This is a genomic window from Streptomyces sp. NPDC005303 (assembly GCF_040607335.1).
In the GTDB taxonomy this organism is placed as follows: Bacteria; Actinomycetota; Actinomycetes; order Streptomycetales; family Streptomycetaceae; genus Streptomyces.
On record NZ_JBEXGM010000004.1, the window covers coordinates 91,862 to 116,994 of the forward strand.

The window sequence follows — 25,133 nt, forward strand, 5'->3', positions numbered from 1 at the left end:
CCACGAGCCGGAACGCAGCATGGCGACGTGCGCGGCCCTGCGCCCCGAACCCGGCTGACCGGTGCTCAGCCCCTCTCGCCGCCGTCAGGAGCGCGCGAGCCGGGCCGCGAGATAGCGTGCGGTGGCGCTACGGCGGGCCTTTGCCACCTTGGCCGGCGGGCCCGTCGCGACCACCCGTCCGCCCGCGTCGCCGCCGCCCGGGCCGAGGTCGATGACCCAGTCGGCGGTGGCGATCGTGTCCAGGTCGTGCTCGACCAGGACGACCGTGTTGCCGGCGTCGACGAGCCGGTGCAGCTGTCGCAGCAGCAGCGCGATGTCCGAGGGGTGCAGCCCCGCCGTCGGCTCGTCGAGGAGGTAGAGCGCGTGCCCGCGGCGGGCTCGCTGGAGTTCGGTGGCGAGTTTGATGCGCTGCGCCTCACCGCCGCTGAGTTCCGTCGCGGGCTGGCCCAGCCGCAGATACCCCAGTCCCACCTCGCGCAACGTCTCCAGACTGCGGGAGGCTGTCGGGACGGCGGACAGGAACTCGGCGGCGGCGTCGACGGACAGCGCCAGCACGTCGGCGATGTTCTTGCCGCGGTAGGTGACTTCCAGCGTTTCGGCGTTGTACCGGGCCCCCTCGCAGGTCGGGCACGGCGCGTAGGTGCCGGGGAGGAACAGCAGTTCCACCGCGACGAATCCTTCGCCCTGGCAGGTCTCGCAGCGTCCTTCGGGCACGTTGAAGGAGAACCGCCCGGCCGAGTAGCCGCGCGCCCTGGCCTCGTCCGTCGCCGCGTACAGCTTGCGCACCGCGTCGAACATCCCCGTGTACGTGGCCAGGTTGGACCGGGGAGTTCGGCCGATGGGCCGTTGGTCGACCCGGACCAGCCGGTCGAACGACTCGACCCCCGACGCGTCCTGGACGTCGACCTTCAGCTGCGCCTCGTCGGGTTCCTCGGGTACGAGTCCGAGGTGGCCGCGGACGACCTCGGCGAGCACCTGCGTCACCAGCGTCGACTTTCCGGAACCGGACACGCCCGTCACCGCCGTCAGTACGCAGAGCGGTACGTCGACGGACACGTCGCGCAGATTGTGGCGGGAGACGCCGCTCAGGTGCAGCCGGCCGTGCGGTGTGCGCGGGCGGTGATCGAGCGGCTGGGCGCGCCCGAACAGGTACTGGCTCGTGGCCGACTCCCCGACCCGCTCGAGACCGGCGACCGGGCCGCTGTACAGCACACGTCCGCCGCCCTCGCCCGCGCCGGGGCCGATGTCGACCACCCAGTCCGCCCGCCGTACGACGTCCATGTCGTGCTCCACGACGAACAGCGAGTTGCCCGCCGCCTTGAGGCGGTCCAGCACCTCCAGCAGCGGTTCCGCGTCAGCCGGGTGCAGGCCCGCGGAGGGTTCGTCGAGGACGTAGACGACGCCGAACAGCCCCGAGCGCAGCTGGGTGGCGATCCGCAGGCGCTGCGCCTCGCCGGGCGACAGGGTCGTCGAGCGCCGGCCGGGGCTGAGATATCCGAGGCCCAGGTCGAGCAGTACGTCGACCCGCGCGACCAGATCGCCGCAGATCCGGACCGCGACCTCGGTCGTCTCCCCGGATCGGGCGGTCGACGTGGTGGCGTCGGCCTCGGACCGCCCCGCGACGGGCCGCAGCAGCGCCACGACCTCGCTGAGCGGCATCGCGTTGACCTCGGCGATGGAACGTCCGGCGAAGGTCACGGCGAGCGCCTCGGGCCGCAGCCCGCTGCCGTGGCACTCGGGGCAGGGCACACTCCTGACGAACCTCAGCGCCCGTTCGCGCATCTTCTCGCTCTTGGAGTCGGCGAGGACGTGCATGACGTGCTTGCGGGCGCTCCAGAACTTGCCCTGGTAGCCGTAGTCGACGCGGTCCTCCTCCGGCTCGATGTACACGGAGGGCTGCTCGTCCGTGTACAACAGCCAGTCCCGGTCCTTCTTCCTGAGCCTTCGCCACGGTCGGTCGATGTCGATCCCCAGGCCGCTCACGACACTGCGCAGGTTGGCGCCCTGCCAGGCGCCCGGCCAGGCGGCGATCGCCCCCTCGCGGATACTCAGCGCGGGGTCCGGGACGAGCAGGTCCTCGGCGACGTCGTGCACGACTCCCAGTCCGTGGCACTCCGGGCAGGCGCCCGCCGCGGTGTTGGGGGAGAACGACTCGGCTTCCAGCCGTGCGGCCCCGGGCGGATAGGTGCCGGCGCGGGAGTACAGCATGCGCAGCAGATTGGACAGCGTCGTGATGGTGCCGACCGTCGAGCGCGAGCTGGGCGACCCGCGTCGCTGCTGCAGGGCCACGGCGGGTGGCAGTCCGGTGATTTCCTGCACGTGCGGTGCGCCGACCTGTTGCAACAGCCTTCGGGCGTACGGTGCCACGGACTCGAAGTAGCGTCGCTGGGCCTCCGCGTAGAGCGTGCCGAACGCGAGCGAGGACTTGCCCGAACCGGAGACCCCGGTGAAGGCGACCATCGCGTCCCGCGGAACGTCGACATCGATGTTCCGCAGGTTGTTCTCGCCGGCGCCCCGGACATGCACGAAGGGGTCCGTCGCGTCCTTGTTCACCGTTCCTGGTTACCTGATCACGCCGGGAACCGCGCGGCAGGCGCCGTCACCGGGCCGGACGGAGGGAGGACGAGGAGATCCGACCGTACCGCCTGCACCTGCCGACAGGCGTAGCGTGTCACGCGGCGTCTCGTTGCCTCGGGGGCATCCTGTGGGAACGTGCGACCGCGAGGGCAGCCGACGAGAAGGAGTCATGCGGGTGTCGTCCCAGGACGTTACGGTCGTGGTTCTTCTGGCGGATCCGGATACGCCGACGGAGATCGCGCAGCGCATGGCCCGGATACTTCCTGAGCGGCTCGCCGGCAAGTCGGGCCAGGGACGACGGTTCGACGTCGAGGTGGTCAGTGAGCCGTTCACCGCAGGGACCGAGGACCCGTCCACCTTGATGCACCGGATCATGGACCGCGGAAGTGAGGGGAATTGGGACATCGTCGTGGCCCTCACCGACCTTCCGCTGCACTCACACGGGCGCAAGCTCGTGGTGGACCTGAGTCACGGACACGGCTTGGCGCTGCTGTCCCTTCCCCCGCTGGGAGGCTTCCGGCTGCAGACAAGGGCCCGGCAGGCCGTGGAAGAAGCCGTGCTCAGTTTGATGGGCCCGCAGGCCACTGAGGCTGAGGGGACTCCCGGGAGCCGGACGCTGCGAGGGCCCTTCACCGGTCGCCTCGCGCCTGTCCATCCGGGCCAGGTGGGTGAGGAGGAGATCGCCGATCTTCGGTACATCGTCAGCGGGCCGCACGGTTACCTGAGGGTGCTCCTCGGTATGGTCCGCGCCAACCAGCCGTGGCGCTTGGTGCCGGGCTTGTCGAAAGCCCTGGCGGCCGCACTCGCCACGGGGGCGGTCGCCACGGTGAACTCCACCATCTGGAGCCTGGCCGTGTCCCTGAGCACGCCGCGCCTGGTGATCGCCACGGTCGGGTCTGTCGCTCTCATGATCGGCTGGTTGATCGTGGACGCGAACCTGTGGCATCGAAGGGATGAGGCTTCGCCGGAGGCGAGGAAGAGGGCGGCTCTCTACAACGCCTCGACGGTCGTGACCGTGGGTATCGGGGTGCTCGTCTGCTACGTGGGTCTGGTGGTGATCAACCTGGTGTGGGCGCTGTTCATCCTCAACGACCAAGTGTTCGCTGCCATGACACGGACCCCGCTCCACGGGACGGAGTACTGGACGTTGTCCTGGTTCGTCGCTTCGGTCGCCACGGTGGGCGGCGCGCTGGGATCGGGCTTGGAGAGCGACGAGGCCATCCGGGCAGCCGCCTACTCCAAGCGCGAACAGGAGCGTCGCAGCGTGCTGCTGGACGACCGCGGGGACTAGCTGTACGGTCCTGCATCCCGACGGACATGGAAACGGCGACGGCTGCCGCACCTCGACCGGGCCGACGCGACCCGGCAGGGTGTTCCGGCTAGGCTCACGTCCGTGACGTGGCTGCGGGCCTTCGGGGAGGTCGTGCGATCCGGGCTCGCGATCGAGGAGACGCGGCTGGAGCCCCTGCTCGCGCTGCGCACGGCCGCCGGGGTGGCGCTCGTCATCGGACCGGCGCTGTGGCTGGTCTCCCCTGCGTATGCCGCGTCGGCCGCCCTCGGTGCCTACTCCGCGGGTGGGGCCACCTTCCAGCGCACCTGGCGACCACGCAAGGTGATCGCGCTCGGCGCCGGCGCGGGTCTGGCGCTCAGCACCTTCGTGGGCTACCTGGCGGCCGGGCGACTCCTGACGTTTCTCCCCCTGCTGGCCGTATGGGCCTTTGTCGCGGGAATGGCGTGGGCCGTCGGATCGACCGCCGGGATCGTCGCAGCGACGACCGTGGGCAGCATGCTGGTGACCATCACCCTGCCCACGAGCCTCCGGGGAGGCTTTGAGCACGCCGGGGTCATCGCACTCGGGGGCGTGACGCAAGCCGTGCTGATCCTGCTGTTCCCGATCCGGCGTTGGGGAGCTCATCGTGACGCGCTCGCCGACGCCCTGGCCGCCGTGGCGGACTACGCCCGCCGACTGCGGCACGACCCGACCGCCCCGTTCGACACGGAGCCGTTGATGACAGCCCGGGACGCAGCTGCCGTGACGCCCTCACAGGCCCGCACCCGGCCCTCCGTCCTCCACGGCCCCCGGGGACTCGCCGAGCGCATTCGGCCGGTCGTCGCCGCGCTCGCCGACCCGGACGTCGGCGCCCCGGCGGAGGGACCCGGGCGGGACCGCGCGCGCGAGTTGCTCAACGCGGCCGCCGAGGTCCTGGACGCGGCCGCCCGTTCGGTTCGACTCGGCGCTCCCGTCGGCGTGCCCCCCGGGAGCGCGGACGTCCTGCGCGTGGACGAGGAGCACGAGGTGTTGGAGGGGCCCGCCCGGCAGGCCGCCGAGCGGCTCGTGGAACTGCTCGGCGAGGCGTTGGAGATCGCCGGGAGCGGCAGCGTCTCAGCGAGGACACCCCCGCCGCCCGGCCCCGCGAGCGCCCAGTTCCTGATGCGCCCGACAATGGTCCGGCTGCTCCCGGTCGTCGTCCGGGCGGTGCGCCGTGAGCTCCGCCGGGACTCGCCCGTGTTCCGGCACGCCGTCCGCCTGGCGGCGGTGGCCACGGTCGGCTATCTGATCGCCGCCCGGCTCCCGCTGGGCCACGGCTACTGGGCGCCCATCGCCTCGGTGATGGTGATGCGGCCGGACTTCCACCGGACGTACGCGCGTGCGGTGGCCCGCTTCGCCGGCACCCTGGCGGGGGTCGCGCTCGCCACCGGGATGGTGCGGGCCCTGGGCCCGGACGCCCAGGTGTCCGGCGCGCTGGCGGTGGTCTCGGCGGGCCTGTCGTACACGCTGATCCGTACCGGCTACGCCTACTCCCAGTGCTTCACTGCCGCGTACGTCGTCTTCCTGCTCGGCATGGGCGGTCAGGCGTGGCAGCAGACGGTCCCGGAGCGGGTGGTGCTCACCCTGCTCGGCGGAGGCCTGGCGATGTTGGCCTACGTGGTGTTCCCCGCGTGGGAGACTCCCAGGCTGTCGGGCCGGCTTGCGGACTGGCTCGCCGCCAACGGCCGCTACGCGGCCGCGGTGCTCCGCGGCTACGCGGAACCGTCCCGGGAGCGTAGCGCCGACATGCGCAGGGCCCTGCTGGCGAGCAGGGAGGCACGTGCCGCCTGGCAGGAGGCCTACGACCGTGCCAGGCAGGAACCGGTCCGCCCCAGAGGTCTGACCTCGCGCGAGGCCCAGGACGCCCAGGAGGCGCTGAAGCGGTTCGGCCGGGCGGCGATGCTCATGGAGAGCCACGTCCCGCAGGCCGACAGCCGTTTCGTCCCCGAGGCGGAGCGGTTCGCCGAGGCCTTGGAAACGGCCACCGAGAAGGCAGCAGTCGACGTGCGCGAACACCGGAATCCGGACTGGGAACGCGTGGAGGAGGCACTCCACGCATGGGAGGACGCCGCCGGCAACCGGAGCCCGGTCGTGCGGCGCGAGGCGGAACTGCAGAAGCGGGCCCTGGAAGACCTCGCGACGGCCGTGAGCCGCACACCCCTGGAACGGGACGTCGGCTCCGCTCGCGAGGAGCAGCGGGTTCGGGCCGCCGTGGCGGCGGAAGGCGACGGATCAGGCAACGCGCACCGGGGTGGGTGACGAAGTCGGCCACGAGGAGCGCCGCGCGCCGGAGAGGCACGTACTCTCCGGCCGCGTCGGGCGCCGCCGCACCTGGCCGCTGCCGCCATCACGAGTATCCAGCTCAACCGGGTCCTGCGGCGGTCATGCCGTTTCAGCGGTGGGGCGAGCGGTTGTCGGCGGCGGTTCCTCCCCCGCCGAGCGGACGAGGCACCGCAGTCCGGCCGTCGTGACTGCCCCGCACGACCGCCTCGCAGGCGGATGGCCAGGACACGGAGGACGAGGGCGGTCCGTCGGTGCCGGGGTTTTCCGGACAAAGCGGTGGACCGGCCCAGCCGGGGCACTCGGAGGCCATCACAGGACTCCGGCAGCCGGAGGGGACCATGAACACGACGGCACGGACCTCGCTCGACGGTCCGACCCGGCGGAAACGGCTGGCGATCTATCTCAACGATCACCTGGCCGGCGCGACGGCGGGGGTCGAACTAGCCCGCCGAATGGCGCAGGAGCACCACGGCTCGCCCTATGGCGAGACCCTGGAGAGCCTGCGCAAGGAGATCTCCCAGGACCGGCAGGCCCTGGTCCGTCTCCTCGCCGACCTCGACGTCCCCGCCAGGCGCTACAAGATGTACGGAGCGTGGCTCGGCGAGAAAGCCGCGCGGATGAAGCCCAACGGCCGTCTGCTGCGCCGCTCCGGGCTCGCCCTGCTGGTCGAGATCGAGGCGCTGCGGCTGGGAGCGCAGGGCAAGGCCTCGCTGTGGCGCGGGCTGCTCGCCGCATCGGCGCAGGACTCGCGACTGGACGCCGACCGGCTGGAGGAACTGCTGCGCAGGGCGGTGCGGCAGATCAAGACCTTGGACACCCTGCACGCCAGGGTCGCCACGGCATTGCTGTTTCCCGCGGCGCTGCCGGAACCGGCGTCGGCGCCCACGACCGGGACGAACTCCTCGGCCTGACCGCGTCGGTCTCCGCCGGTACGGACGGGGTGCGACAGGCGGTGAAGGCGGTCCTCGTCCGTCTGGCCGATTCCGTCCCACCACATTCTTCACCATTCGGTTACACCCCGCAGGCAGGGGTACCCGCGCGGCTCCGCTCCGGCCCACTGCCGAGGAGAACCCCATGGGCTTCAACCCACTGGACCATCAAGGCATCCCCTTGGACCGCCAGTTGCGCAACTGGCGTGAGCTCGACGTCGAGCCCGTCGACCCCGACCACGGCGACCCGTACACCAAGTGCCGCATCATCGCGATGAACGGCATCGAGGTCGAGGCGATCCTCTTCAGCCACCAGTTCGCCCGCCACTGTCCCGACCCGGACGTCAAGCGGCAGCTGGCGGAAGTCCGTTACATCGAGCAACAGCAGCAGAAGGTGGTCAACTGGCTGCTGCCCGGCCTCGCCTCGGTCCTGGAGACGACCATCTCCTACGAGCAGGTCGCGGTCGACCTCACCGGGTGGATCGCCCGGCACGAACCCGACCCGTATCTGAGGCAGGCGTACGAGTTCGGCGTCCTGGAGGACTTCGACCATCTGTACCGCTACGCCAACCTCTACGAGATGATCGAGCACCGCAAGGCGGAGTCGATCGTCGAGGGGCTCACGGAGGTGATGCCGGGGCGGCCGACCAAGTTCCACCACCGGCACCCGGCCGACAACGTGCGCGAGCCCTACGACCGTATGACGGTCGACCCGCTCTCCCGGCTGCACGCGCTGACGATCATGTCGGCGGAGCAGCAGACCATGAACTTCTACATGAACGTCGGCCCCCAGTACATGGAGCCGATCGCCCGTCAGCTCTATCAGGAGATCGGGCTGATCGAGGAGGAGCATGTCACCCACTACGAGTCCCTGGTCGACCCGGGTGAGACGTGGTGGGAGCAGCTCGTCACCCACGAGTACAACGAGTGCTACCTCTACCACTCCTTCATGGAGCAGGAGCCCGACCCCAAGGTGAAGGCGGTCTGGGAGCTCCACCTGAACATGGAGCTGGAACACCTGCGGATCGCCTGCGATCTGATGCGCCGTCACGACGGCCGTGAGCCGCAGGAGATCCTCGCCCCGGAGCTCCCGAACGTGCTGACCTTCGAGGAGAACAAGCAGTTCGTACGCGGTCTGCTCGACACCCAGATGGACCTGACCACCCTGGGCACCGGCTACGTCCGGGACGCCCACGAGCGGTTCGAGAGGATGCAGGACCAGATCCACGGTGGCGAGGAGCCGCCCAGCGAGCGGGTGATGGCCCAGCACCGGGAGATGTTCGGCCGCGAGTACCGCATCGAGTCGGAGGGCGAGCACCCCGACGTCGCCTCACGGGAGAGGAGCTGACATGGCCGGGATCGCGAGCGACGCCGATGTCGTGGCCCTGCTGATGCGTCAGCACGGTGACATCCGCAACCTCTTCGACGAGGTGGAGCGGACCGCCGGGGACGAACGCCGGGCGGCGTTCCGGAACCTGGTGCGACTTCTCGCCGTGCACGAGACGGCCGAGGAGGAGGTCGTCCGTCCGTTCACCCGCACCTCCATGCCGGACGGCGCGAAGGTGGCGGACGAGCGGTTGGCCGAGGAGCGGGAGGCGAAGGAGCTCCTGTCGCGGCTCGACGGGATGGACACCGACGACCCCAAGTTCCTGTCCGAGCTCCGGACGCTGCGCCTGGACGTGATGAAGCACGCCCGCGCCGAGGAGCGGTACGAGTTCAACCACATCCGCCGCCACGCGGACCGGGCACGGCTGTCCTCCATGGCCACCGCCCTGCAGGCGGCCGAGGCCGTGGCCCCGACCCACCCCCACCCCGGGACGGAGTCGGCGGCCAAGAACATGGTCCTGGGTCCGGTCGCCGCCCTGGTCGACCGCACCCGGGACGCCGTACGCAAGGCCATGGGCAAGGACGGCTGACCGGCCGCGCCTCCTTGTCCGGCACGAACGTCCTGGGCTGTGGCTTCGGCAGTGACGGCCGCGGCTCAGGAGTCAGGTGCCCGGTCCCGGGTACGCGGGGGGTGTCCGATCCTGTGACCAGGGTGGTGGCATGGTGAACACCAGTGACACCGGGTGGATGCTGCGGCGGCTGCTACAGGCCGCGCACATGGTGACGCTGGAGCAGTTGCCCGGTCTCCTCGCCGATCATGCGGGCGCCGCCGGGCTGTACGACGTGGCCGTCTATGCCGTCGACCTCCGCGAGACGCTGCTGCGGCAGATCACCGGCCGCGGTCTCGACGCGGCGGCGGGCGGGGAGGAGCTGCGGATCGACGGCACCCTGCCCGGGCGCGCCTACCAGCGGGTCGCGCTCCTCGCCGAGACACCGCACGACGCACGGTCTCGGCGGCGGTGGTGGGTGCCGGTGACGGACGGCGTCGAGCGCATCGGGATGCTGCGCGCGGACACGGAGGACGGCGACGATCAGGCCGTACGACAGGATCTGCGCGACCTCGCCTCACTGGTGGCCCTGGTCCTGCTCAGCAAGAGGTCCCTCAGTGACTCCTTCGCCCGGTTGGTGCGCACGGAACCGATGAACGTGGCGGCGGAGATGCAGTGGAAGCTGATGCCGCCGCCTGCCTTCGCCGCCCACGACGTGACCGTGGGTGCCGCGAGCGAGCCCGCCTACGAGATGGGCGGCGACGCCTTCGACTACGCCGTCAGCGGCAGCACCCTGCATCTGTCCGTGCTGGACGCCATGGGCCATGACACCACCGCGGGGATCACCGCGAACGTGGCGGTGGCCGCCTGCCGCAACGCCCGCCGTCAGGGGGCCACGCTCGCCGAGACGAGCCGGGCCGTCGAGGACGTGCTCGTGGCCCACTTCGGGACCAGCCGCTACGTCACCGGCGTCCTCGCCCAACTCGATCTCGACACGGGCCACCTGACCTGGATCAACCGCGGTCACCCGCTGCCGATCGTCGTCCGCGACAACCGCTGGACGCTCGAGCTGCCGTGTCCGCCGGGCGGGCCGATGGGTGCGGGCCTGGGGCTGCCGATCGTCGTCAGCCGTCATCAGCTGGAGCCCGGCGACCGGCTGCTGCTGTACACCGACGGCATCGTCGAAGCCCGGGACGCCGAGGGGCGGCGGTTCGGCCATGAGCGGTTCACCGACTTCATCGTCCGCCACCACTCCGGCCACCAGACGCTGCACGAGACCCTGCGCCGGCTGATGCACGCGGTCCTCGACCACCACTGCGGCCGTCTGGACGACGACGCCACCGTCCTGCTGACCGAATGGCGCGCCGGCCACCAGCACCGACTCACGCCCTGACCCGCCGTGACGGCCGTCTGCGCATGCCCCCGCCTATGCCTGTGCCACGGTCTCCCCCGCCGCCGCGATCGCCGACATCCCGCCGTCCGGTGCGGTGAACTGGGTCCGGTAGAGCTCCGCGTACCGGCCGTCGAGGGCGAGCAGTTCCTCGTGCGTACCCCGCTCCACGATCCGCCCGTCCTCGACCACCAGGATCTGATCGGCCGTGCGGATCGTCGAGAGGCGGTGGGCGATCACGATGGCCGTCCTGCCCTCCAGCGCCTCGCCGAGCGCCTCCTGGACGGCGGCCTCCGAGGTGTTGTCCAGGTGGGCGGTGGCCTCGTCGAGGATGACGACACGCTGGCGGGCCAGCAGCAGCCGGGCGATGGTCATGCGCTGGCGTTCACCGCCGGAGAGCCGGTAGCCGCGCTCGCCGACGACGGTGTCGAGGCCGTCGGGCAGGGACCGTACGAGAGTGTCGAGGCGGGACCGGCGCAGGGCGTCCCACAGCTCGGTCTCGCTCGCCTCGGGGCGGGCCAGCAGCAGGTTCGCGCGGACGGTGTCGTGGAAGAGGTGACCGTCCTGGGTGACCATGCCGAGGGTGGCCCGCAGGGAGCCGGCGCTCAGGTCACGGACATCGACGCCGCCGATCCGGACGGCGCCCTCGTCGACGTCGTAGAGCCGCGGCAGCAGTTGCGCGACGGTCGACTTGCCGGCGCCGGACGAGCCGACGAGGGCGATCGTCTGGCCGGGTTCGGCGCGGAAGGAGACGCCGTGCAGGACCTCGGCGCCACCGCGGGTGTCGAGGGAGGCGACCTCCTCCAGGGAGGCCAGGGACACCTTGTCGGCGGAGGGGTAGCCGAAGCGGACGTCCGAGAACTCGACGGCCACCGGTCCCTCGGGAACCTCACGGGCGTCCGGCTTGTCCTCGATCAGCGGCTTCAGGTCCAGTACCTCGAAGACCCGCTCGAAGCTGACCAGCGCGCTCATCACCTCGACGCGGGCACCGGCCAGGGCGGTGAGCGGGGCGTACATGCGGGTCAGGAGCAGGGCGAGGGAGACGACGGCGCCCGGTTCCAGGCTGCCGCGCAGGGCGAACCAGCCGCCGAGGCCGTAGACCAGGGCGAGTGCCAGGGCAGAGACCAGGGTCAGGGCGGTGATGAACACCGACTGGGCGGTGGCGGTCCGCACGCCGATGTCGGCCACGCGGCGGGCCCGGGCCGCGAACTCCACGGACTCCTGCTCGGGGCGGCCGAACAGCTTGACCAGGGTGGCACCGGGCGCGGAGAAGCGCTCGGTCATCCTGGTGCCCATGGCCGCGTTGAGGGTGGCCGCCTCCCGCTGCATCCGGGCCATCCTGCTGCCCATGCGCCGGGCCGGGATCACGAACACCGGGAGCAGCGCGAGCGCGAGCAGGGTGATCTGCCAGGACAGGGTGAGCATCACCACAAGGGTCAGCAGCAGGGTGACCAGATTGCTGACCACGCCTGACAGGGTGTTGCTGAAGGCGCGCTGCGCGCCGATGACGTCGTTGTTGAGACGGGAGACGAGCGCTCCCGTACGAGTGCGTGTGAAGAACGCGACCGGCATGCGCTGCACATGATCGAACACAGCCGTGCGCAGATCGAGGATGAGTCCCTCCCCGAGCGTGGCCGACAGGCGTCGGGCGAGGATGCCGAGCGCGGCCTCGGCGACCGCGATGAGGGCAATCAGCAGGGCCAGGCGTACGACCTTGCCCTCGTCGTCGCCCGACACGATCGCGTCGACGACGTTGCCGGCCAGCACGGGCGTGGCCACGGCGAGCAGCGCGCTTCCCACCCCGAGCACGACGAAGCGGGCGATACGGGTACGGTGCGGGCGGGCGAACGTGCCGATACGGCGCAGCGTGGCGCGGGCGAACGGGCGGCGCTCCTGCTCGGCGTTCATGACACTGTGCAGCTGTGTCCAGGCTGTGGTCTCCATGCTCATGGGAGAGAACTTAGAACCTCAAGCGTTATCGAGGTCAACGCCCGAACTCCGACCGCCCTTCCGAAGGACTCGATGACCGTACGTAAGACCCTGGCCCCGCTTCCGCAACCCGCCGTTGGCGCGGCGGGGAGAACCTCTCCCGGTGTGACAGCGGTAGAACTCCCCCAGGGACGCCCTTTCCAGCGCCTCCCCGTCCGCCGTATCCGCCAGATCCTGTGTCTGGTCCCGCTCCTGCTGGTCACCGTCGTGGCGGTGCGACACCGTTCCGTGCTGGCCGAGGGCTTCGGTCATCTGCGGCACGCCGAGTGGCCGTGGCTGGTGGCCGCGGCCGGCACCACCTGTCTGACCTGGGTGGCCGCCTCCTTCACCCGGCAGGGTGCCGTGGTGGAGCGGCTGCCCCGGCGGCGGCTGCTGGCCACGCAGTTCGCGGCGGGCGCGGCCAACCACCTGCTGCCGACGGGCCTCGGGGCGGGCGCGGTGAACCTGCGCTTCATGACCGTCTGCGGGGTCCCGCTCGCCCGCTCCTCGGCCGCGCTGGCCCTGTATCTGCTGGCGGAGTCGATCGGCCGGCTCACCCTGCTGGCCGTGCTGTTCGTCGCCTTCCCGGACGCGCTGCGGCTCGGCGCGCTGCTGCCCGACACGGCGTCCGGTCCGCTGCTGCTGGGCCTGGGGGCGGTGCTGGCGGTGGCGGTGGGCGTCCTCACCGGTGTCCGCCGGGTACGGACAGCGGTGGGCTCCTTTCTGCGGACCGCGCTGTGTGAGGCCCGCTCGGTGCACGCCCGCCCGTCCCGGGCACTGGCCCTGTGGGGCGGTTCGCTCGCCTTCCCGGCGCTCCAGGCGGCCGGTCTGGCCGCGGTGGGTCAGGCGCTGGGGCTGTCGGTGCCGCCCGTGCACATGGCCCTCGCGTATCTCGCCGCGACCTGCGCGGTGGCCCTGGTACCCACGCCGGGCGGGGTGGGCTCGGTGGAGGCGGCCCTGGTGGTGGCGCTGGTCGCGGCCGGCGGTCCGGCGGCCGTGGCCACGGCGGTGGTGCTGGCCTACCGGATCATCACGGTCTGGGTGCCGCTGGTGCCGGGCGCGCTGACACTGGGCGCGCTGGTGCGGCTGAAGGTGATCTGACCGGTCACGGACCGGGCCGGTCGCTCACCGGTCTCTGAGCCGTACCCGTACGGGGTCGCCGGGAGTCCTTTTCAGCCGGGTCCGTGGAGCCCGGGCAGGTGGGGCAGCCTTCGTAGCGAACGCCCAAGGCGGCCGCGTACTGGGCCGGGAGCAGGCCGAACCCGCCGACGGCATCGTCCGAAACCCTGCGATCCGGCGCCCCGCCCGGTACGAACTCCCGTGTCGGATACGGCAGGATGAGCGGTCGCGTCGGCCACGGAACCTTCACACGGCCGACGCGATCGCACTTCCCGCAATTTCGAACAGGTGGCAACGTGACGGCATTTCAACGGGATCTCACCATGGACGACATGGTCGGCGCCGGCATCGCCGTGGTCGCCGGTCTGGTGGCGGCCTTCCTGCTGCGCATGCTGCTCAAGTGGCTGGGCAAGCACGCCGACCGCACCAAGTGGGGCGGCGACGACGTCCTCGTGGCCGCGCTGCGGACCGTGGTGCCCTCGGCGGCGATCGCGGGCGGCATCGCCGCCGCCGCGGCGGCCCTGCCGCTGACCAAGGCGGTCCAGCACACGGTCAACCAGGTGCTGACCGTGCTGCTGATCTTCGTGGTCACGGTGGCGGCGGCCCGGCTGGTCGCGGGGCTGGTGCGGACGGTCACCACGTCCCGTTCCGGGGTCGCCGGTTCGGCCACGATCTTCGTCAACATCACGAGGGTGCTGGTCCTGGCGATCGGCTTCCTGGTCGTGCTCCAGACCCTCGGCATCTCCATAGCGCCCATGCTCACCGCCCTGGGCGTCGGTGGTCTCGCGGTCGCGCTGGCCCTCCAGGACACGCTCGCCAACCTCTTCGCGGGCATCCACATCCTCGCCTCCAAGACCGTCCAGCCCGGCGACTACATCCGGCTGGCCAGCGGCGAGGAGGGATACGTCGAGGACATCAACTGGCGTCAGACGACAGTGCGCGCGCTCTCCAACAACCTGATCGTCGTCCCCAACGGCGAGCTCGCCAAGACGAACATGACCAACTTCATGCGTCCCGAGCAGCAGTTGACGATCCTGGTCCAGGTCGGGGTGGCCTACGACAGCGATCTGGAGCACGTCGAGCGGGTCACCTGCGAGGTCGTCACCGAGGTCATGACGCGGGTCGAGGGCGCGGTCCCCGAGCACGAACCGCTGGTCCGCTTCCACACCTTCGGCGACTCGCGCATCGGCTTCACGGTCATCCTGGGCGTCGGCGAGTTCAGCGACCAGTTCCGTATCAAGCACGAGTTCATCAAGCAGCTGCACAGGCGCTACCGCGAGGAGGGCATCCGGATCCCGGCGCCCACGCGGACCGTGGCGCTTCAGCAGGGCTCGGTGTCGATTCCGCACCAGCGCGGCGCGCAGACCGTGATCGAGCCGGGCGAGGTGTCCTCCGCCCGGCTCGACTGAGTCCCCTACAGCGTCGCCGAGTTGTCGTGCCAGTGGCCGTCGGTCCGGTTCTGCGGCTGCCGCAGCGCGGAGCTGACCGGCGTCACCGTCCAGTCCGGATGGCCGGGCATCCTCGGGGTCCTGGTGCCGTACAGCCAGTCCCGCAGGAAACCGGACTGGTCGGCGCCGGAGACCTCCGAGGCGACGGCGATGTAGTCCTGCGTCGACGCCGAGGCGTTGCGGAAGCGCTCCAGGAACGTGGACTCGATCGCGCCGAAGACGCTCTCGCCGACCTGCTGGCGCAGCGCGTACAGGACGAGGACGCCGCCGAGGTAGCGCTGGCTGTCGAAGAGGTTGGCCTCGTTCGGGGCGGCGACCGGGCCCGAGGTCCTGCGCCACTGGTCGCCGCGCGCGTATGTGTCCTTCATGCGGGCTTCCATGGTGGTCAGGCCGAGGGAGTCGGCCCAGCCGCGCTCGTAGCGGTACAGCAGCCCGTAGAAGTCGGCGTGGCCCTCGTTGAGCCACAGGTCCGACCAGGTGGCCGGGCTCACGCTGTTGCCGAAGTAGGAGTGGACCAGCTCGTGCATCATGTGCGAGCCGATGCTCTTCTCCGCCTGGAGCAGGAAGTTCGGCTTGTACAGGGTGAGGGTCTGGGTCTCCAGGCCCGTGAAGTCGAAGGCGTCCGAGGCATCGCTGTTGCAGGGCAGCAGGCCGTACGTCTCGAAGGGGAAGGCCCCGAGCCGCTGCTCGATCCAGCTCACCAGGTTCGGGGTCAGGGCGAGGGCGGGCTCCAGGGCGGTGGCGCGGGCGGTCGGGACGACGTCCCTGAGCGGGAGTCCGTGCGGGCCCTGCCGGTCCTTGATCACGTAGTCGCCGACCGTGATCTGCACGAGCTCCGTGGCCATCGGCTCCCGGGACCGGTAGTCGTACGCGGTCCGGCCGTCGCCGAGGTCCTCGGTGCTGACCAGCCGGCCGCTCGCGACGCCCTTGAGACCCGCCGGGATCGTGATGCGGAACGTGAAGTCGGCCTTGTCCGAGGGGTGGTCGTTGCACGGGAAGACGGTGTGCGCCGCGTTGGGCTGGGGGCAGACCGCGAAGCCGTCCGGGGTGGGCACCCAGGCGGTGGGGGTGAGGCCCGCGCGCGGGTCCGCGGTGTAGGTCACGGTCACGGTCACCGAGGTCTGCGCGGGCAGGGTGGCGGCGGGGATGATCCGCAGCTTCTGGCCGACCTGCTCCCGGGTGGCCGGGACTCCGTCCAGCAGTACCTCGTGCACGTCGAGGCCCAGCGCGTCCAGGGAGAGGCGGCTCAGCTCCTGGGTGGTGGTGAGCGTCAGGGTCGCCGTCGCGTCGACGAGCCGGGTCGTGGCGTCGTACGCGAAGTCGAGGTGATAGGCGGAGACGCGGTAGCCGTCATTGCCGAGGCCCGGAAAGACGGGGTCCCCGAGGGTCTCCGGGCCAGGGGTGCCGGTCTCCGGGGCCGCGTGCGCCGGGGCGGCCACGGACAGGGCCGCCATGGTGCCCAGCAGAGCTGCCGGTGCCGTCACTCTGGTGCGATATCTCATGGTCTGCTTTCCCTCGGGCGGCCGGGTGGTCGGGACCGGCCGTCGGATGACTGCGATCAACGTGCATGACCACAAGATCAGGCACTTCGGTTGCCACGGGGGATGTGCGGGATCTTCGCAAGCAGTCGAGGACCGCTGTCGAGCCCGGCTCGATCACGAGATATCTTGATGTCGAGCAATGTTGCAGACGTGGAGCGGAGCACCCGGTGACTGACTCGACCATCATCTATACGCACACTGACGAGGCCCCGGCCCTGGCGACGTATTCCTTCCTGCCGGTGGTCCAGGCCTACGCCTCGCAGGCGGGTGTCTCCGTGGAGACGCGGGACATCTCGCTGGCCGGGCGGATCATCGCCGTGTTCCCGGAGTACCTGACCGAGGACCAGCGGATCCCGGACGCCCTGCACGAGCTGGGCGAGCTGGCGAAGACGCCCGAGGCCAACATCATCAAGCTGCCGAACATCTCGGCCTCGATCCCGCAGCTCAAGGCCGCCGTCGCCGAGCTGCAGGCCCAGGGCTACGCGCTGCCGGACTACCCGGACGACCCCAAGACCGACGAGGAGCGGGACATCCAGGCCCGCTACGACAAGGTCAAGGGCTCCGCCGTGAACCCGGTCCTGCGCGAGGGCAACTCCGACCGCCGCGCCCCCGCCTCGGTCAAGAACTACGCCAAGAACCACCCGCACCGCATGGGCGCCTGGTCCTCGGACTCCAAGACCAACGTGGCGACCATGGGCGTGGACGACTTCCGCTCCACCGAGAAGTCCGTCGTGATCTCCGAGGCCGGCTCGCTGCGGATCGAGCTGGTCGGCGACGACGGCTCCACCACCGTGCTGCGCGAGTCGGTACCGGTCCTCGCGGGCGAGGTCGTCGACGCCTCGGTGCTGCACGTGGCCCCGCTGCGCGAGTTCCTCACCGCGCAGATCGCCCGCGCCAAGGCCGAGGACGTGCTGTTCTCCGTGCACCTCAAGGCCACGATGATGAAGGTCTCCGACCCGATCATCTTCGGTCACGTGGTGCGCGCGTTCTTCCCGAAGACCTTCGCGCAGTACGGCCAGACGCTCGCCGCGGCCGGCCTGACCCCGAACGACGGTCTGGGCGGTATCTACAAGGGCCTGGAGTCCCTGCCCGAGGGCGCCGCGATCAAGGCGTCCTTCGACGCCGAGCTCGCCGAGGGCCCGGCTCTCGCCATGGTCGACTCCGACAAGGGCATCACCAACCTGCACGTGCCGTCCGACGTGATCGTCGACGCCTCGATGCCGGCCATGATCCGCACCTCGGGTCACATGTGGGGCCCGGACGGCCAGGAGGCCGACACCCTCGCGGTCCTGCCGGACTCGTCGTACGCCGGTGTCTACCAGGCCGTGATCGAGGACTGCCGTGCCAACGGCGCCTACGACCCGTCGACCATGGGCTCGGTGCCGAACGTCGGCCTGATGGCGCAGAAGGCCGAGGAGTACGGCTCCCACGACAAGACCTTCGAGATCCAGACCACCGGCACTGTCCGCCTGGTGGATCAGGACGGCAACGCCGTCATCGAGCAGACGGTCTCCGCCGGCGACATCTTCCGCGCCTGCCAGACCAAGGACGCCCCGATCCGCGACTGGGTGAAGCTGGCCGTCACGCGCGCTCGCGCCACCGGCAACCCGGCCGTGTTCTGGCTGGACGAGACCCGCGCGCACGACGCCAACCTGATCGCCAAGGTCAACACCTACCTCGCGGAGCACGACACCGAGGGCCTGGACATCCGGATCCTGAACCCGGTCGAGGCGACCAAGCTGTCGGTGGAGCGCATCCGCCGCGGCGAGGACACCATCTCGGTGACGGGCAACGTCCTGCGTGACTACCTCACCGACCTCTTCCCGATCCTGGAGCTGGGCACCAGCGCCAAGATGCTGTCGGTCGTCCCGCTGATGGCGGGCGGCGGCCTGTTCGAGACGGGCGCCGGCGGTTCCGCGCCGAAGCACGTCCAGCAGCTCGTCAAGGAGAACTACCTGCGCTGGGACTCCCTCGGTGAGTTCTTCGCGCTGGTCCCCTCCCTGGAGCAGTACGCCGACTTCACGGGCAACTCCCGCGCCAAGGTCCTCGCCGACACCCTCGACCGCGCCACGGCGACCTTCCTCAACGAGGACAAGTCCCCGACCCGTCGCGTCGGCGGTATCGACAACCGCGGCAGCCACTTCTACCTGTCCCTGTACTGGGCCCAGGAGCTGGCCGCGCAGACCGACGACGCGGACCTCGCGAAGGCGTTCGGCCCGCTCGCCGAGACGCTCGCCGCGAACGAGCAGAAGATCGTCGAGGAGCTCAACGCCGTCCAGGGCGAGTCGGCCGACATCGGCGGCTACTACCAGCCCGACCCGGCCAAGGCCGCGAAGATCATGCGCCCGTCCACGACGTGGAACCAGGTGCTCGCGTCCCTGAGCTGACGCCCACCCGCTGTGCTCCCCCGCCCCGGCCGGCTTCTGCCCGGCCGGGGCGGGGGTGTGTCCGGAGGGTCGGCCGTCCGCACGGCGGCTCACCGGTCCCGGGTGCCGATCAGTTCCTCGCCCCGGTCCACCTCGTGGTCGGGGTAGTTGCCGATGTTCATGCTGAGATGGTGCACCACGCCACTGACAACGCCCCGGGAGCAGCCGTATGCCCTCTTTCGAACTGTTGCCGGGTGCCGCGGAATCGCCGGTGATCCTCCATGTCCCGCACTCCGCACGGGAGATCCCGGCCGAGGTGCGGGCCGGGATCGTGCTGGACGACGCCGCGTTGGAGCGGGAGCTCGACCACATCGTCGACGCGCACACGGCGGAGCTCGCCGAGGAGGCGGCGCGGCTGGCCGGGGTGGCTCCCTGGCGGTTCGTCAACCGGCTCTCGCGGCTGGTCGTCGATCCCGAGCGGTTTCCCGACGGGCGGGAGGAGATGCTCGCCGTGGGCATGGGGGCCGTGTACACGAAGACCACGCATCGGGAGGACCTGCGGCCGGTCGACGCCGACCCCGGGCCGCTGGTCGCGCGCTACTTCCGGCCGTACGCCCAGTCGATGACCGAGGCCGTGGCCCAGCGGCTGGCCGTCACCGGGCGGGCCGTCGTCATCGACGTGCACTCCTATCCGAGCGCACCGCTGCCCTACGAACTGCACGGCGAGGGGCCGCGGCCGCCGGTGTGTCTCGGTACCGATTCCTTCCACACGCCTCCCGAACTGCTCGCCGCGGCCCGGGAGGCGTTCGGGGAGGTCGGGCTGGACAGTCCCTTCAGCGGGACGTACGTGCCGCTGGAGTTCTACGGCCGTGATCCCCGGGTGAGCGCCCTGATGGTGGAGATCCGGCGGGACACGTACATGAGGGAACCGGGCGGGCCTGCCGGGCCGGGGCTCCACCGGCTCGCGCAGTCACTCGCCACGCTCGTGAACGCCCTGCACCGACTCCTCGCCGAACACTCCTCGTGAGTGCCGGGGATCCGCGGTTCAGACCGTCAGCCAGTCGGTGACGATCACCTGCTCGCCGGTCCGCAGCCGTAGCGCGAAGGGGCCGGCCGGGGACGCGTCACAGGTGAAGCGGCCCATGTCGTCGGTGGTGAGCGGCGAGCCCGCCTGTGGGCCGCTGAGCACCTCGATCCGGGCCGACTGGGGCGGCAGCACCTGCCCCATGAGGCCCTGCGGGGTGAGTTCGACGTCGACCGTCACCTCGCCCGCGTGGAAGGTCAGCATCCGCGGCGCCCCCGTCGCGCCCCTCACCGGGAGGGCGTCCACCACCGAGTCGAAGGTGAGTTCGGCGATCTTGCTGTCCAGGTCGTGCAGGGCGAACGCCTCGACGGCGATCTGCCGCAGGGCGGGCGGTACGGGGTCCAGGATGCCCGTCGCCTGCCGGAGCTCCTCCTCCAGCAGGCCGAGGGCGAACTCCTCTTCCGGCAGCGCCTCTTCGCTTGAGCCGAAGGTGTCGTCGTCGAGATCGTCGTTCATGTCGCTCATACCGCCCCCCGGGCTTCGAGCCGCGCCCGCAGCCGCCTCAGGCAGCGCTGGCGCAGTGGTCCGATGCTGCCCACCGCGATCCCCAGGGCGGCGGACACCTCCTGATAGCCCGGCTTCGGCGAGGCCATCAGGATGCGCAGCAACTGTCGGCAGCGCTCGCCGAGTTCCTCGAACTCCTGCCACAGGAACCGGACCCGCTCGCTCTGGGCGGCGGCCTCCTCGGAGTCGATGAACGACTGCTCGGGTGTACGGTCCTCGCTGATCCGGTCCAGGAGCTGCGGATCGTCCGTGACGGTCAGCCGCCTCAAGCCCTTGAGGACCTTCAGGCATTCGTGACGCGCGGTGCTCGCCAGCCAGGACTTGGCCTTGTCGGGTTCACGGATGCGTCCGAGATGCTGGGCGAAGCGGAACCACACGGTCTGGTACACCTCGTGCGCGTCGGCGTCGGAGAGCCGGTGCGCACGCACCACGGCCCACACCAGTGGGCTCAGCCCCTCCACGAGCGCCTTCCAGGCCGCCGCGTCACCGTCGACGGCGGACTGGACCAGCGCACCGACATCTGCTCGGTCCACAGCCCCACCCCTCGTGTACGGCAAGTCATCGTACGCCGTGGAAGGGACCACTCCGGCTCTCATGCGCCGACCGGGCGCTGCACGACCGGCACCGGGCGCCAGCCGGCCGGCCTCAGCGCCGCCACATGCGCCCCGCGCACCTCGGCGAACTGCGTGTTCGTGGCCAGCAGTTGCTGCCGGGCGGCCCGCGGGTCGGTCTCCTTGTTCGCGGTCATGTGGGCGGCGACCAGCCCTGCCACGACCGGGGTCGCGAAGGAGGTGCCGCTCCAGTGCGCGTACCCCTCGAACATCACCTGGTCCGGCTTGGCGACACTGCCGTCCTCGCTCAACGCACCGACGTGGGAAGGGGACTGGCAGGTGCACACGTAGGTGAAGCCGTACCGGCAGGCCTCGTACGTGGAGTGCTGGTAGAGGTAGGGCACCGGTGCGTCGAAGCCGGTGAGCGCGCTGGTGAGGCGCTCGCCGGGGGCGTAGACGTCGACCCAGGAGCCGTGGTTGCTGAAGCACGCGCCGAACTCGCCGTCGCCGCGCAGCGCGCCGACCGACAGGACGACGCCCTGGTAGTCGGGCAGGTCGGCGTATGCGGCGGGCCAGAAGGGGCTGGCGCTGGCGTTGTTGCCGGCCGCGGCGACCAACAGGGTGCCGTGGGCGCGCAGTTCCTGCATGAAGGCGTCCAGGCCGAGCAGACCGTCGGAGCGGCCGTTGGAGGTGCCCGCGGAGAGGCTGATGAGGTCGGGCCAGCCGTCGGCGACCGCCTCGAAGAGCTTGTCGCCGAGCTCGGACTCCAGGATGGCGCCCGCGTCGTTGAGGGTGTTGCGGACGGTGATGTCGGTGTTGGGCGCGACGGCCGCGAGGACACCGGCGATGAACGTGCCGTGGCCGACGTACTGGAGGAGGTTGCCGGCCGCGTCGGTCTCGGTGCCGTGCAGGTCGCCCTCGACATGGGCGAGCAGCGGAACGAGCGTGTGGTCGTGGGTGAGGCCGTTGTCGACGACCAGGACGCCCACGGCGGTGTCGGGATCGTAACCGGCTTCCGCCGGGGCCGGGTTGGTGCCCTGGCTGAGCGCGGCGGGCACGGGCTCGTCGCCGGGGCAGGAGTTGACCGCGATCGACACCACGTGGTTGCGGCTGACCAGGCGGTGTCCGGCGCGTCCCTCGCGTTCGCTCATGGCGCGCAGGGCATGGGTGACGGCTCGGTCGCCGCGCCGGTCGCCGTGGCCCGGGTCGCCGACCCTGATCCGGGTGATGCCCGAGCGGTTGGTCTCGGGGCTGTCCCGCTGTACGTAGTCGCCGGTCAGACCGGTCGCCTCGGTGAAGTGCGAGCGGACCGTCTCCTCGACCAGCGCCGCGTCACGGCCGTCCCGGGCCAGGACCACGCCCTTCTCGTAGATGAACTCCGAGGCGTCGTCGGGCCCCAGAGCCAGCGGGACGTCGGGCATGGAACGCTGGATCTGGTCGAACTGCTCGTGGAATCGCTGAGGTGCCATGGCGTGTCCTCCCACTGAGGCGGCGGTCGTCAGTCAGAGCCGCGGGTCCGGTGATTGATACAGCGCCAAACCGGTGTGGCCTGCCACCTGGGCCACTACCATCCATGAAGTGACAGCGGGAAGCGACCAGGTTCTCGAACTGCTGCCGATGGTGTTCGCCGCGCCCAACCAGGCGCTGGCGAGGGCAGAGGAAGTACTCGGCTCGGATCCCTCACCGCTGCACGCCTCGGTGGCCCACCAGGTCATCGGCATCTGGCAGCGGGACTGGGGCGACCTGCGCCTCGCCCTGGACCATCTGCGCCGGGCCCGCGCTCTCGCGGCCCGCGCGGAGTCCGCCGACCGGGAGGCGGACGTACTCGCCGCACTCGGGGTGGCGCTGGTGCACGCGGGGCGCACCCGGCAGGGCCTGGCCGCACTGGAGCGAGGTGTCGAGGTCGCCAGCGGGCACACACGCGCGCGTGTCCTGTTCCGCCGGGCCTACGCGTCGTGGGTGCTCGGCCGTCACCGGGCGGCGCTGGAGGACGTACGGCGGGCGGTTCCGGTGCTGCGGCAGGCCGACGACGTGATCTGGACGGCGCGGGCGCTGACCCTGCGGGCCACCGTGCATCTGGCGCTCGGGGCGGTGGAGCGGGCGGATGCCGACTTCACGGCGGCGGAGGCGCTGTGGGACACCACGGGCCAGGAGCACGACAAGGCCGACGCGGTGGAGAGCCGGGGCCTGGCCGCGTACCGGTCGGGGGACATTCCCGCCGCGCTGCGGCTGCTCGACGAGGCACAGGAGCGGTACGCCAAGCTCGGCACCCCGACGTTCATGCTCACCGTCCGGCGCTGTGAGGTCCTGATGGCCGCGGGGCTCGCCCCGGAGGCGCTCGCGGAGGCGGACGCGGCGATCAAGGTGCTCGACGGGATCGGCGGGCAGTCCACCCTCAAGGCGGAACTGCTGCTCGCCGCCGCGCGGGCGGCCCGGCACACGGGTGACGCCCACACCGCGATCGCGCGCGCCGACATGGCCGTACGGCTGTTCGCCGGACAGCGGCGCACCTGGTGGGAGACGCATGCCCGCCTGGTGCTGATCGAGGCGCGGGTCGCCGCCGGGCGCGGCTCGGGCCGGATGGTCGCGGACGCTGCCGCGGTCGCCGAGCGGCTGGCCTCCTTCGGCGCCCCCGCCGCCCCGGAGGCGGCGTTGCTGGCGGGCCGCATCGCGCTCGGCCTGGGGTGGCGTGAGGATGCCCAACGGCATCTGGAAGTGGCCGCCCGCAGCCGGCACAGCGGTCCGCCGCTGGCGCGGATGACGGGATGGGCGGCGCGGGCGCTGTGGGCGCGGGCCGTGGGGTCCGACCGGCGGGTGCTGGAAGCCTGTCGCCGCGGTCTGGACGTGCTCGACGATCACCGTACGACCCTGGGCGCCTCGGAACTGCGGGCCCGGGCCACCGCGCAGGGCGCCGAGCTCGCCGGGCTCGCCGGGCAGGCCTCGCTCGCGTCGGGCGGCCCGCGACGGCTGCTGGTGTGGAGCGAGCGCTGGCGGGCCACCGTACTGTCCGCACCACCGACCCGCCCGCCGGCCGACCCGGCGCTGCTCAGCGACCTCACCGCCTTCCGGGAGATAGCGGCACGCGCGGAGGGGGCCCGGATGGAGGGCCGGCCGGTGCCGACGCTGGAACGTGAACAGCGGCGTCTGGAACGGGAGATCCGCTCCCGGACCCTCCACATACGCGGCGACGCTCCCGGTGACGGCTACCGGTTCGACCCCGGCACGCTGCTGGAACGGCTCGGTGACGACGTACGACTGGTCGAACTCGCCGTGCTCGACGGGCGTGTGCAGGTGCTGCTGTGCGCACAGGGGCGGGTACGGCGGTTCGAGGCCGGGCTGCTGGCCGACGCCGAACGCGAGGCCGAGCACGTCCAGGCGGGGCTGCGGCGACTCGCGCACCCCGGTGCGGAGGCGAGGCTTCCGGTGGTGGAGGCGGCAGGGCGGCGGCTGGAGGAGCTGCTGCTCGGACCGGCCGCGGCGCAGCTCGGGTCCGGACCGGTCGTGGTGGTGCCGCCGGGGCGGCTGCACCGGGTGCCGTGGGCCCTGCTGCCCTCGCTGCGGGAGCGGGTGTTCAGCGTGTCGCCGTCGGCGAGCAGCTGGCTGCGGGCGAGGGAGACCGCGCCGCCACCGAGCGGACGCCAGGTCCTCGTCCGCGGGCCGGGGCTCGCGACCGGAGGCGCCGAGGTGCCCGAACTGGCCCGGCGCAACGGCTCCGCGACGGTCCTGGAGTACGACGACGCGCGCGTGCCGCGGGTGTTGGAGGAACTGGACGGGGCGGCGCTGGCGCACATCGCCGCGCACGGCACGTTCCGTGCGGACAGCCCGTTGTTCTCGGCGTTGCGGATGGCCGACGGGCCGCTCATCGTCCACGACTTCGAGCATCTGGACCGCAGCCCGTACCGGATCATCCTGTCCTGCTGCGACACCGCCCGGTTCGCCTCGGTCGGCGCGGACGAACTGCTCGGCCTGGTCACCGCGCTGCTGCCGCTGGGCACGGCGGGGGTGGTGGCGTGCAGCGCGCCGGTCAACGACGAGGCGGTGGTGCCGCTGATGCTGACGCTGCACAAGGGGCTCAGTGCGGGGGCGTCCATGGCGGAGGCGTTGCGCGACGCCCGGGCCTCGCTGCCGGGGGACTCGGTGCATCGGGCGACGGGGTGGGCGTTCTCGGCGTTCGGGGCGGCGTGAGCTCC

Annotated in this window: 17 protein-coding genes; 11 read left to right on the forward strand and 6 right to left on the reverse strand. The window is 71.3% G+C overall.

The genetic code is table 11. From position 1 onward, the window contains the following. Window positions 1–84: 84 nt before the first annotated feature. On the reverse strand, window positions 85–2,553 hold the full coding sequence (gene uvrA, locus ABZT93_RS08605; RefSeq protein ID WP_356100916.1) for an excinuclease ABC subunit UvrA: 2,469 nt from the start codon (window positions 2,551–2,553) through the stop codon (window positions 85–87). Window positions 2,554–2,746: 193 nt separating this feature from the next. Between uvrA and ABZT93_RS08610 the strand changes: the two genes are divergently transcribed. The 6 genes from ABZT93_RS08610 to ABZT93_RS08635 all read left to right on the forward strand — a co-directional run bounded on the left by ABZT93_RS08610 (window position 2,747) and on the right by ABZT93_RS08635 (window position 10,365). Continuing rightward, a complete protein-coding gene (locus ABZT93_RS08610) occupies window positions 2,747–3,868 on the forward strand; it encodes a hypothetical protein (RefSeq protein WP_356101449.1) in 1,122 nt (373 codons plus the stop codon). Between the two features lie 102 nt (window positions 3,869–3,970). Further along, window positions 3,971–6,145, forward strand: a complete 2,175-nt coding sequence (locus ABZT93_RS08615) for an FUSC family protein (protein ID WP_356100918.1) — start codon at window positions 3,971–3,973, stop codon at window positions 6,143–6,145. 362 nt (window positions 6,146–6,507) lie between these two features. Next, the gene (locus ABZT93_RS08620; RefSeq protein ID WP_356100921.1) at window positions 6,508–7,080 is read left to right on the forward strand and encodes a hypothetical protein; all 573 of its coding nucleotides are present in this window, start codon (window positions 6,508–6,510) and stop codon (window positions 7,078–7,080) included. Window positions 7,081–7,243: 163 nt separating this feature from the next. After that, on the forward strand, window positions 7,244–8,446 hold the full coding sequence (locus ABZT93_RS08625) for a hypothetical protein (RefSeq protein WP_356100924.1): 1,203 nt from the start codon (window positions 7,244–7,246) through the stop codon (window positions 8,444–8,446). Between the two features lies 1 nt (window position 8,447). Beyond that, window positions 8,448–9,014, forward strand: a complete 567-nt coding sequence (locus ABZT93_RS08630; protein WP_356100927.1) for a hemerythrin domain-containing protein — start codon at window positions 8,448–8,450, stop codon at window positions 9,012–9,014. Between the two features lie 130 nt (window positions 9,015–9,144). After that, window positions 9,145–10,365 carry a PP2C family protein-serine/threonine phosphatase gene (locus ABZT93_RS08635; RefSeq protein WP_356100930.1) on the forward strand — a complete coding sequence of 407 codons (1,221 nt, stop codon included), beginning with the start codon at window positions 9,145–9,147 and terminating at the stop codon, window positions 10,363–10,365. Window positions 10,366–10,398: 33 nt separating this feature from the next. On the opposite strand, the gene ABZT93_RS08640 is transcribed toward ABZT93_RS08635, so the two are convergent. Then, window positions 10,399–12,306, reverse strand: a complete 1,908-nt coding sequence (locus ABZT93_RS08640) for an ABC transporter ATP-binding protein (protein WP_356101451.1) — start codon at window positions 12,304–12,306, stop codon at window positions 10,399–10,401. A 150-nt stretch (window positions 12,307–12,456) separates the two neighbouring features. Here ABZT93_RS08640 and ABZT93_RS08645 point away from each other — a divergent pair, with 150 nt between their 5' ends. Both ABZT93_RS08645 and ABZT93_RS08650 read left to right on the forward strand, forming a co-directional pair. Next, window positions 12,457–13,431 carry a lysylphosphatidylglycerol synthase transmembrane domain-containing protein gene (locus ABZT93_RS08645; RefSeq protein WP_356100933.1) on the forward strand — a complete coding sequence of 325 codons (975 nt, stop codon included), beginning with the start codon at window positions 12,457–12,459 and terminating at the stop codon, window positions 13,429–13,431. Between the two features lie 341 nt (window positions 13,432–13,772). Further along, window positions 13,773–14,858 carry a mechanosensitive ion channel family protein gene (locus ABZT93_RS08650; RefSeq protein ID WP_356101454.1) on the forward strand — a complete coding sequence of 362 codons (1,086 nt, stop codon included), beginning with the start codon at window positions 13,773–13,775 and terminating at the stop codon, window positions 14,856–14,858. Window positions 14,859–14,863: 5 nt separating this feature from the next. Here the strand turns inward: ABZT93_RS08650 and ABZT93_RS08655 are convergent, their stop codons facing one another. After that, window positions 14,864–16,399: a M1 family metallopeptidase gene (locus ABZT93_RS08655; RefSeq protein ID WP_356100936.1), complete on the reverse strand. Its 1,536-nt coding sequence runs from the start codon at window positions 16,397–16,399 to the stop codon at window positions 14,864–14,866. Window positions 16,400–16,605: 206 nt separating this feature from the next. On the opposite strand from ABZT93_RS08655, the gene ABZT93_RS08660 reads away from it, so the two are divergent. Both ABZT93_RS08660 and ABZT93_RS08665 read left to right on the forward strand, forming a co-directional pair. Continuing rightward, window positions 16,606–18,825: an NADP-dependent isocitrate dehydrogenase gene (locus tag ABZT93_RS08660; protein WP_356100938.1), complete on the forward strand. Its 2,220-nt coding sequence runs from the start codon at window positions 16,606–16,608 to the stop codon at window positions 18,823–18,825. A gap of 208 nt (window positions 18,826–19,033) precedes the next feature. Beyond that, window positions 19,034–19,831: an N-formylglutamate amidohydrolase gene (locus ABZT93_RS08665; RefSeq protein WP_356100941.1), complete on the forward strand. Its 798-nt coding sequence runs from the start codon at window positions 19,034–19,036 to the stop codon at window positions 19,829–19,831. Window positions 19,832–19,849: 18 nt separating this feature from the next. Here the strand turns inward: ABZT93_RS08665 and ABZT93_RS08670 are convergent, their stop codons facing one another. From ABZT93_RS08670 to ABZT93_RS08680, 3 genes are read right to left on the reverse strand one after another with little or no spacing between them, the layout of a single operon-like run. Beyond that, window positions 19,850–20,344 (reverse strand): hypothetical protein, encoded by a 495-nt coding sequence (locus ABZT93_RS08670; RefSeq protein ID WP_356101456.1) that lies wholly within the window; start codon window positions 20,342–20,344, stop codon window positions 19,850–19,852. A gap of 5 nt (window positions 20,345–20,349) precedes the next feature. Further along, window positions 20,350–20,925, reverse strand: a complete 576-nt coding sequence (locus ABZT93_RS08675) for a sigma-70 family RNA polymerase sigma factor (RefSeq protein ID WP_330324192.1) — start codon at window positions 20,923–20,925, stop codon at window positions 20,350–20,352. 59 nt (window positions 20,926–20,984) lie between these two features. Continuing rightward, complete coding sequence (locus tag ABZT93_RS08680; protein ID WP_356100945.1) at window positions 20,985–22,412, reverse strand: S8/S53 family peptidase; 1,428 nt, start codon at window positions 22,410–22,412, stop codon at window positions 20,985–20,987. A 148-nt stretch (window positions 22,413–22,560) separates the two neighbouring features. Between ABZT93_RS08680 and ABZT93_RS08685 the strand changes: the two genes are divergently transcribed. Continuing rightward, entirely contained in the window at window positions 22,561–25,128 is a 2,568-nt protein-coding gene (locus tag ABZT93_RS08685; protein WP_356101459.1) for a CHAT domain-containing tetratricopeptide repeat protein, read from the forward strand. Window positions 25,129–25,133 lie beyond the last annotated feature (5 nt).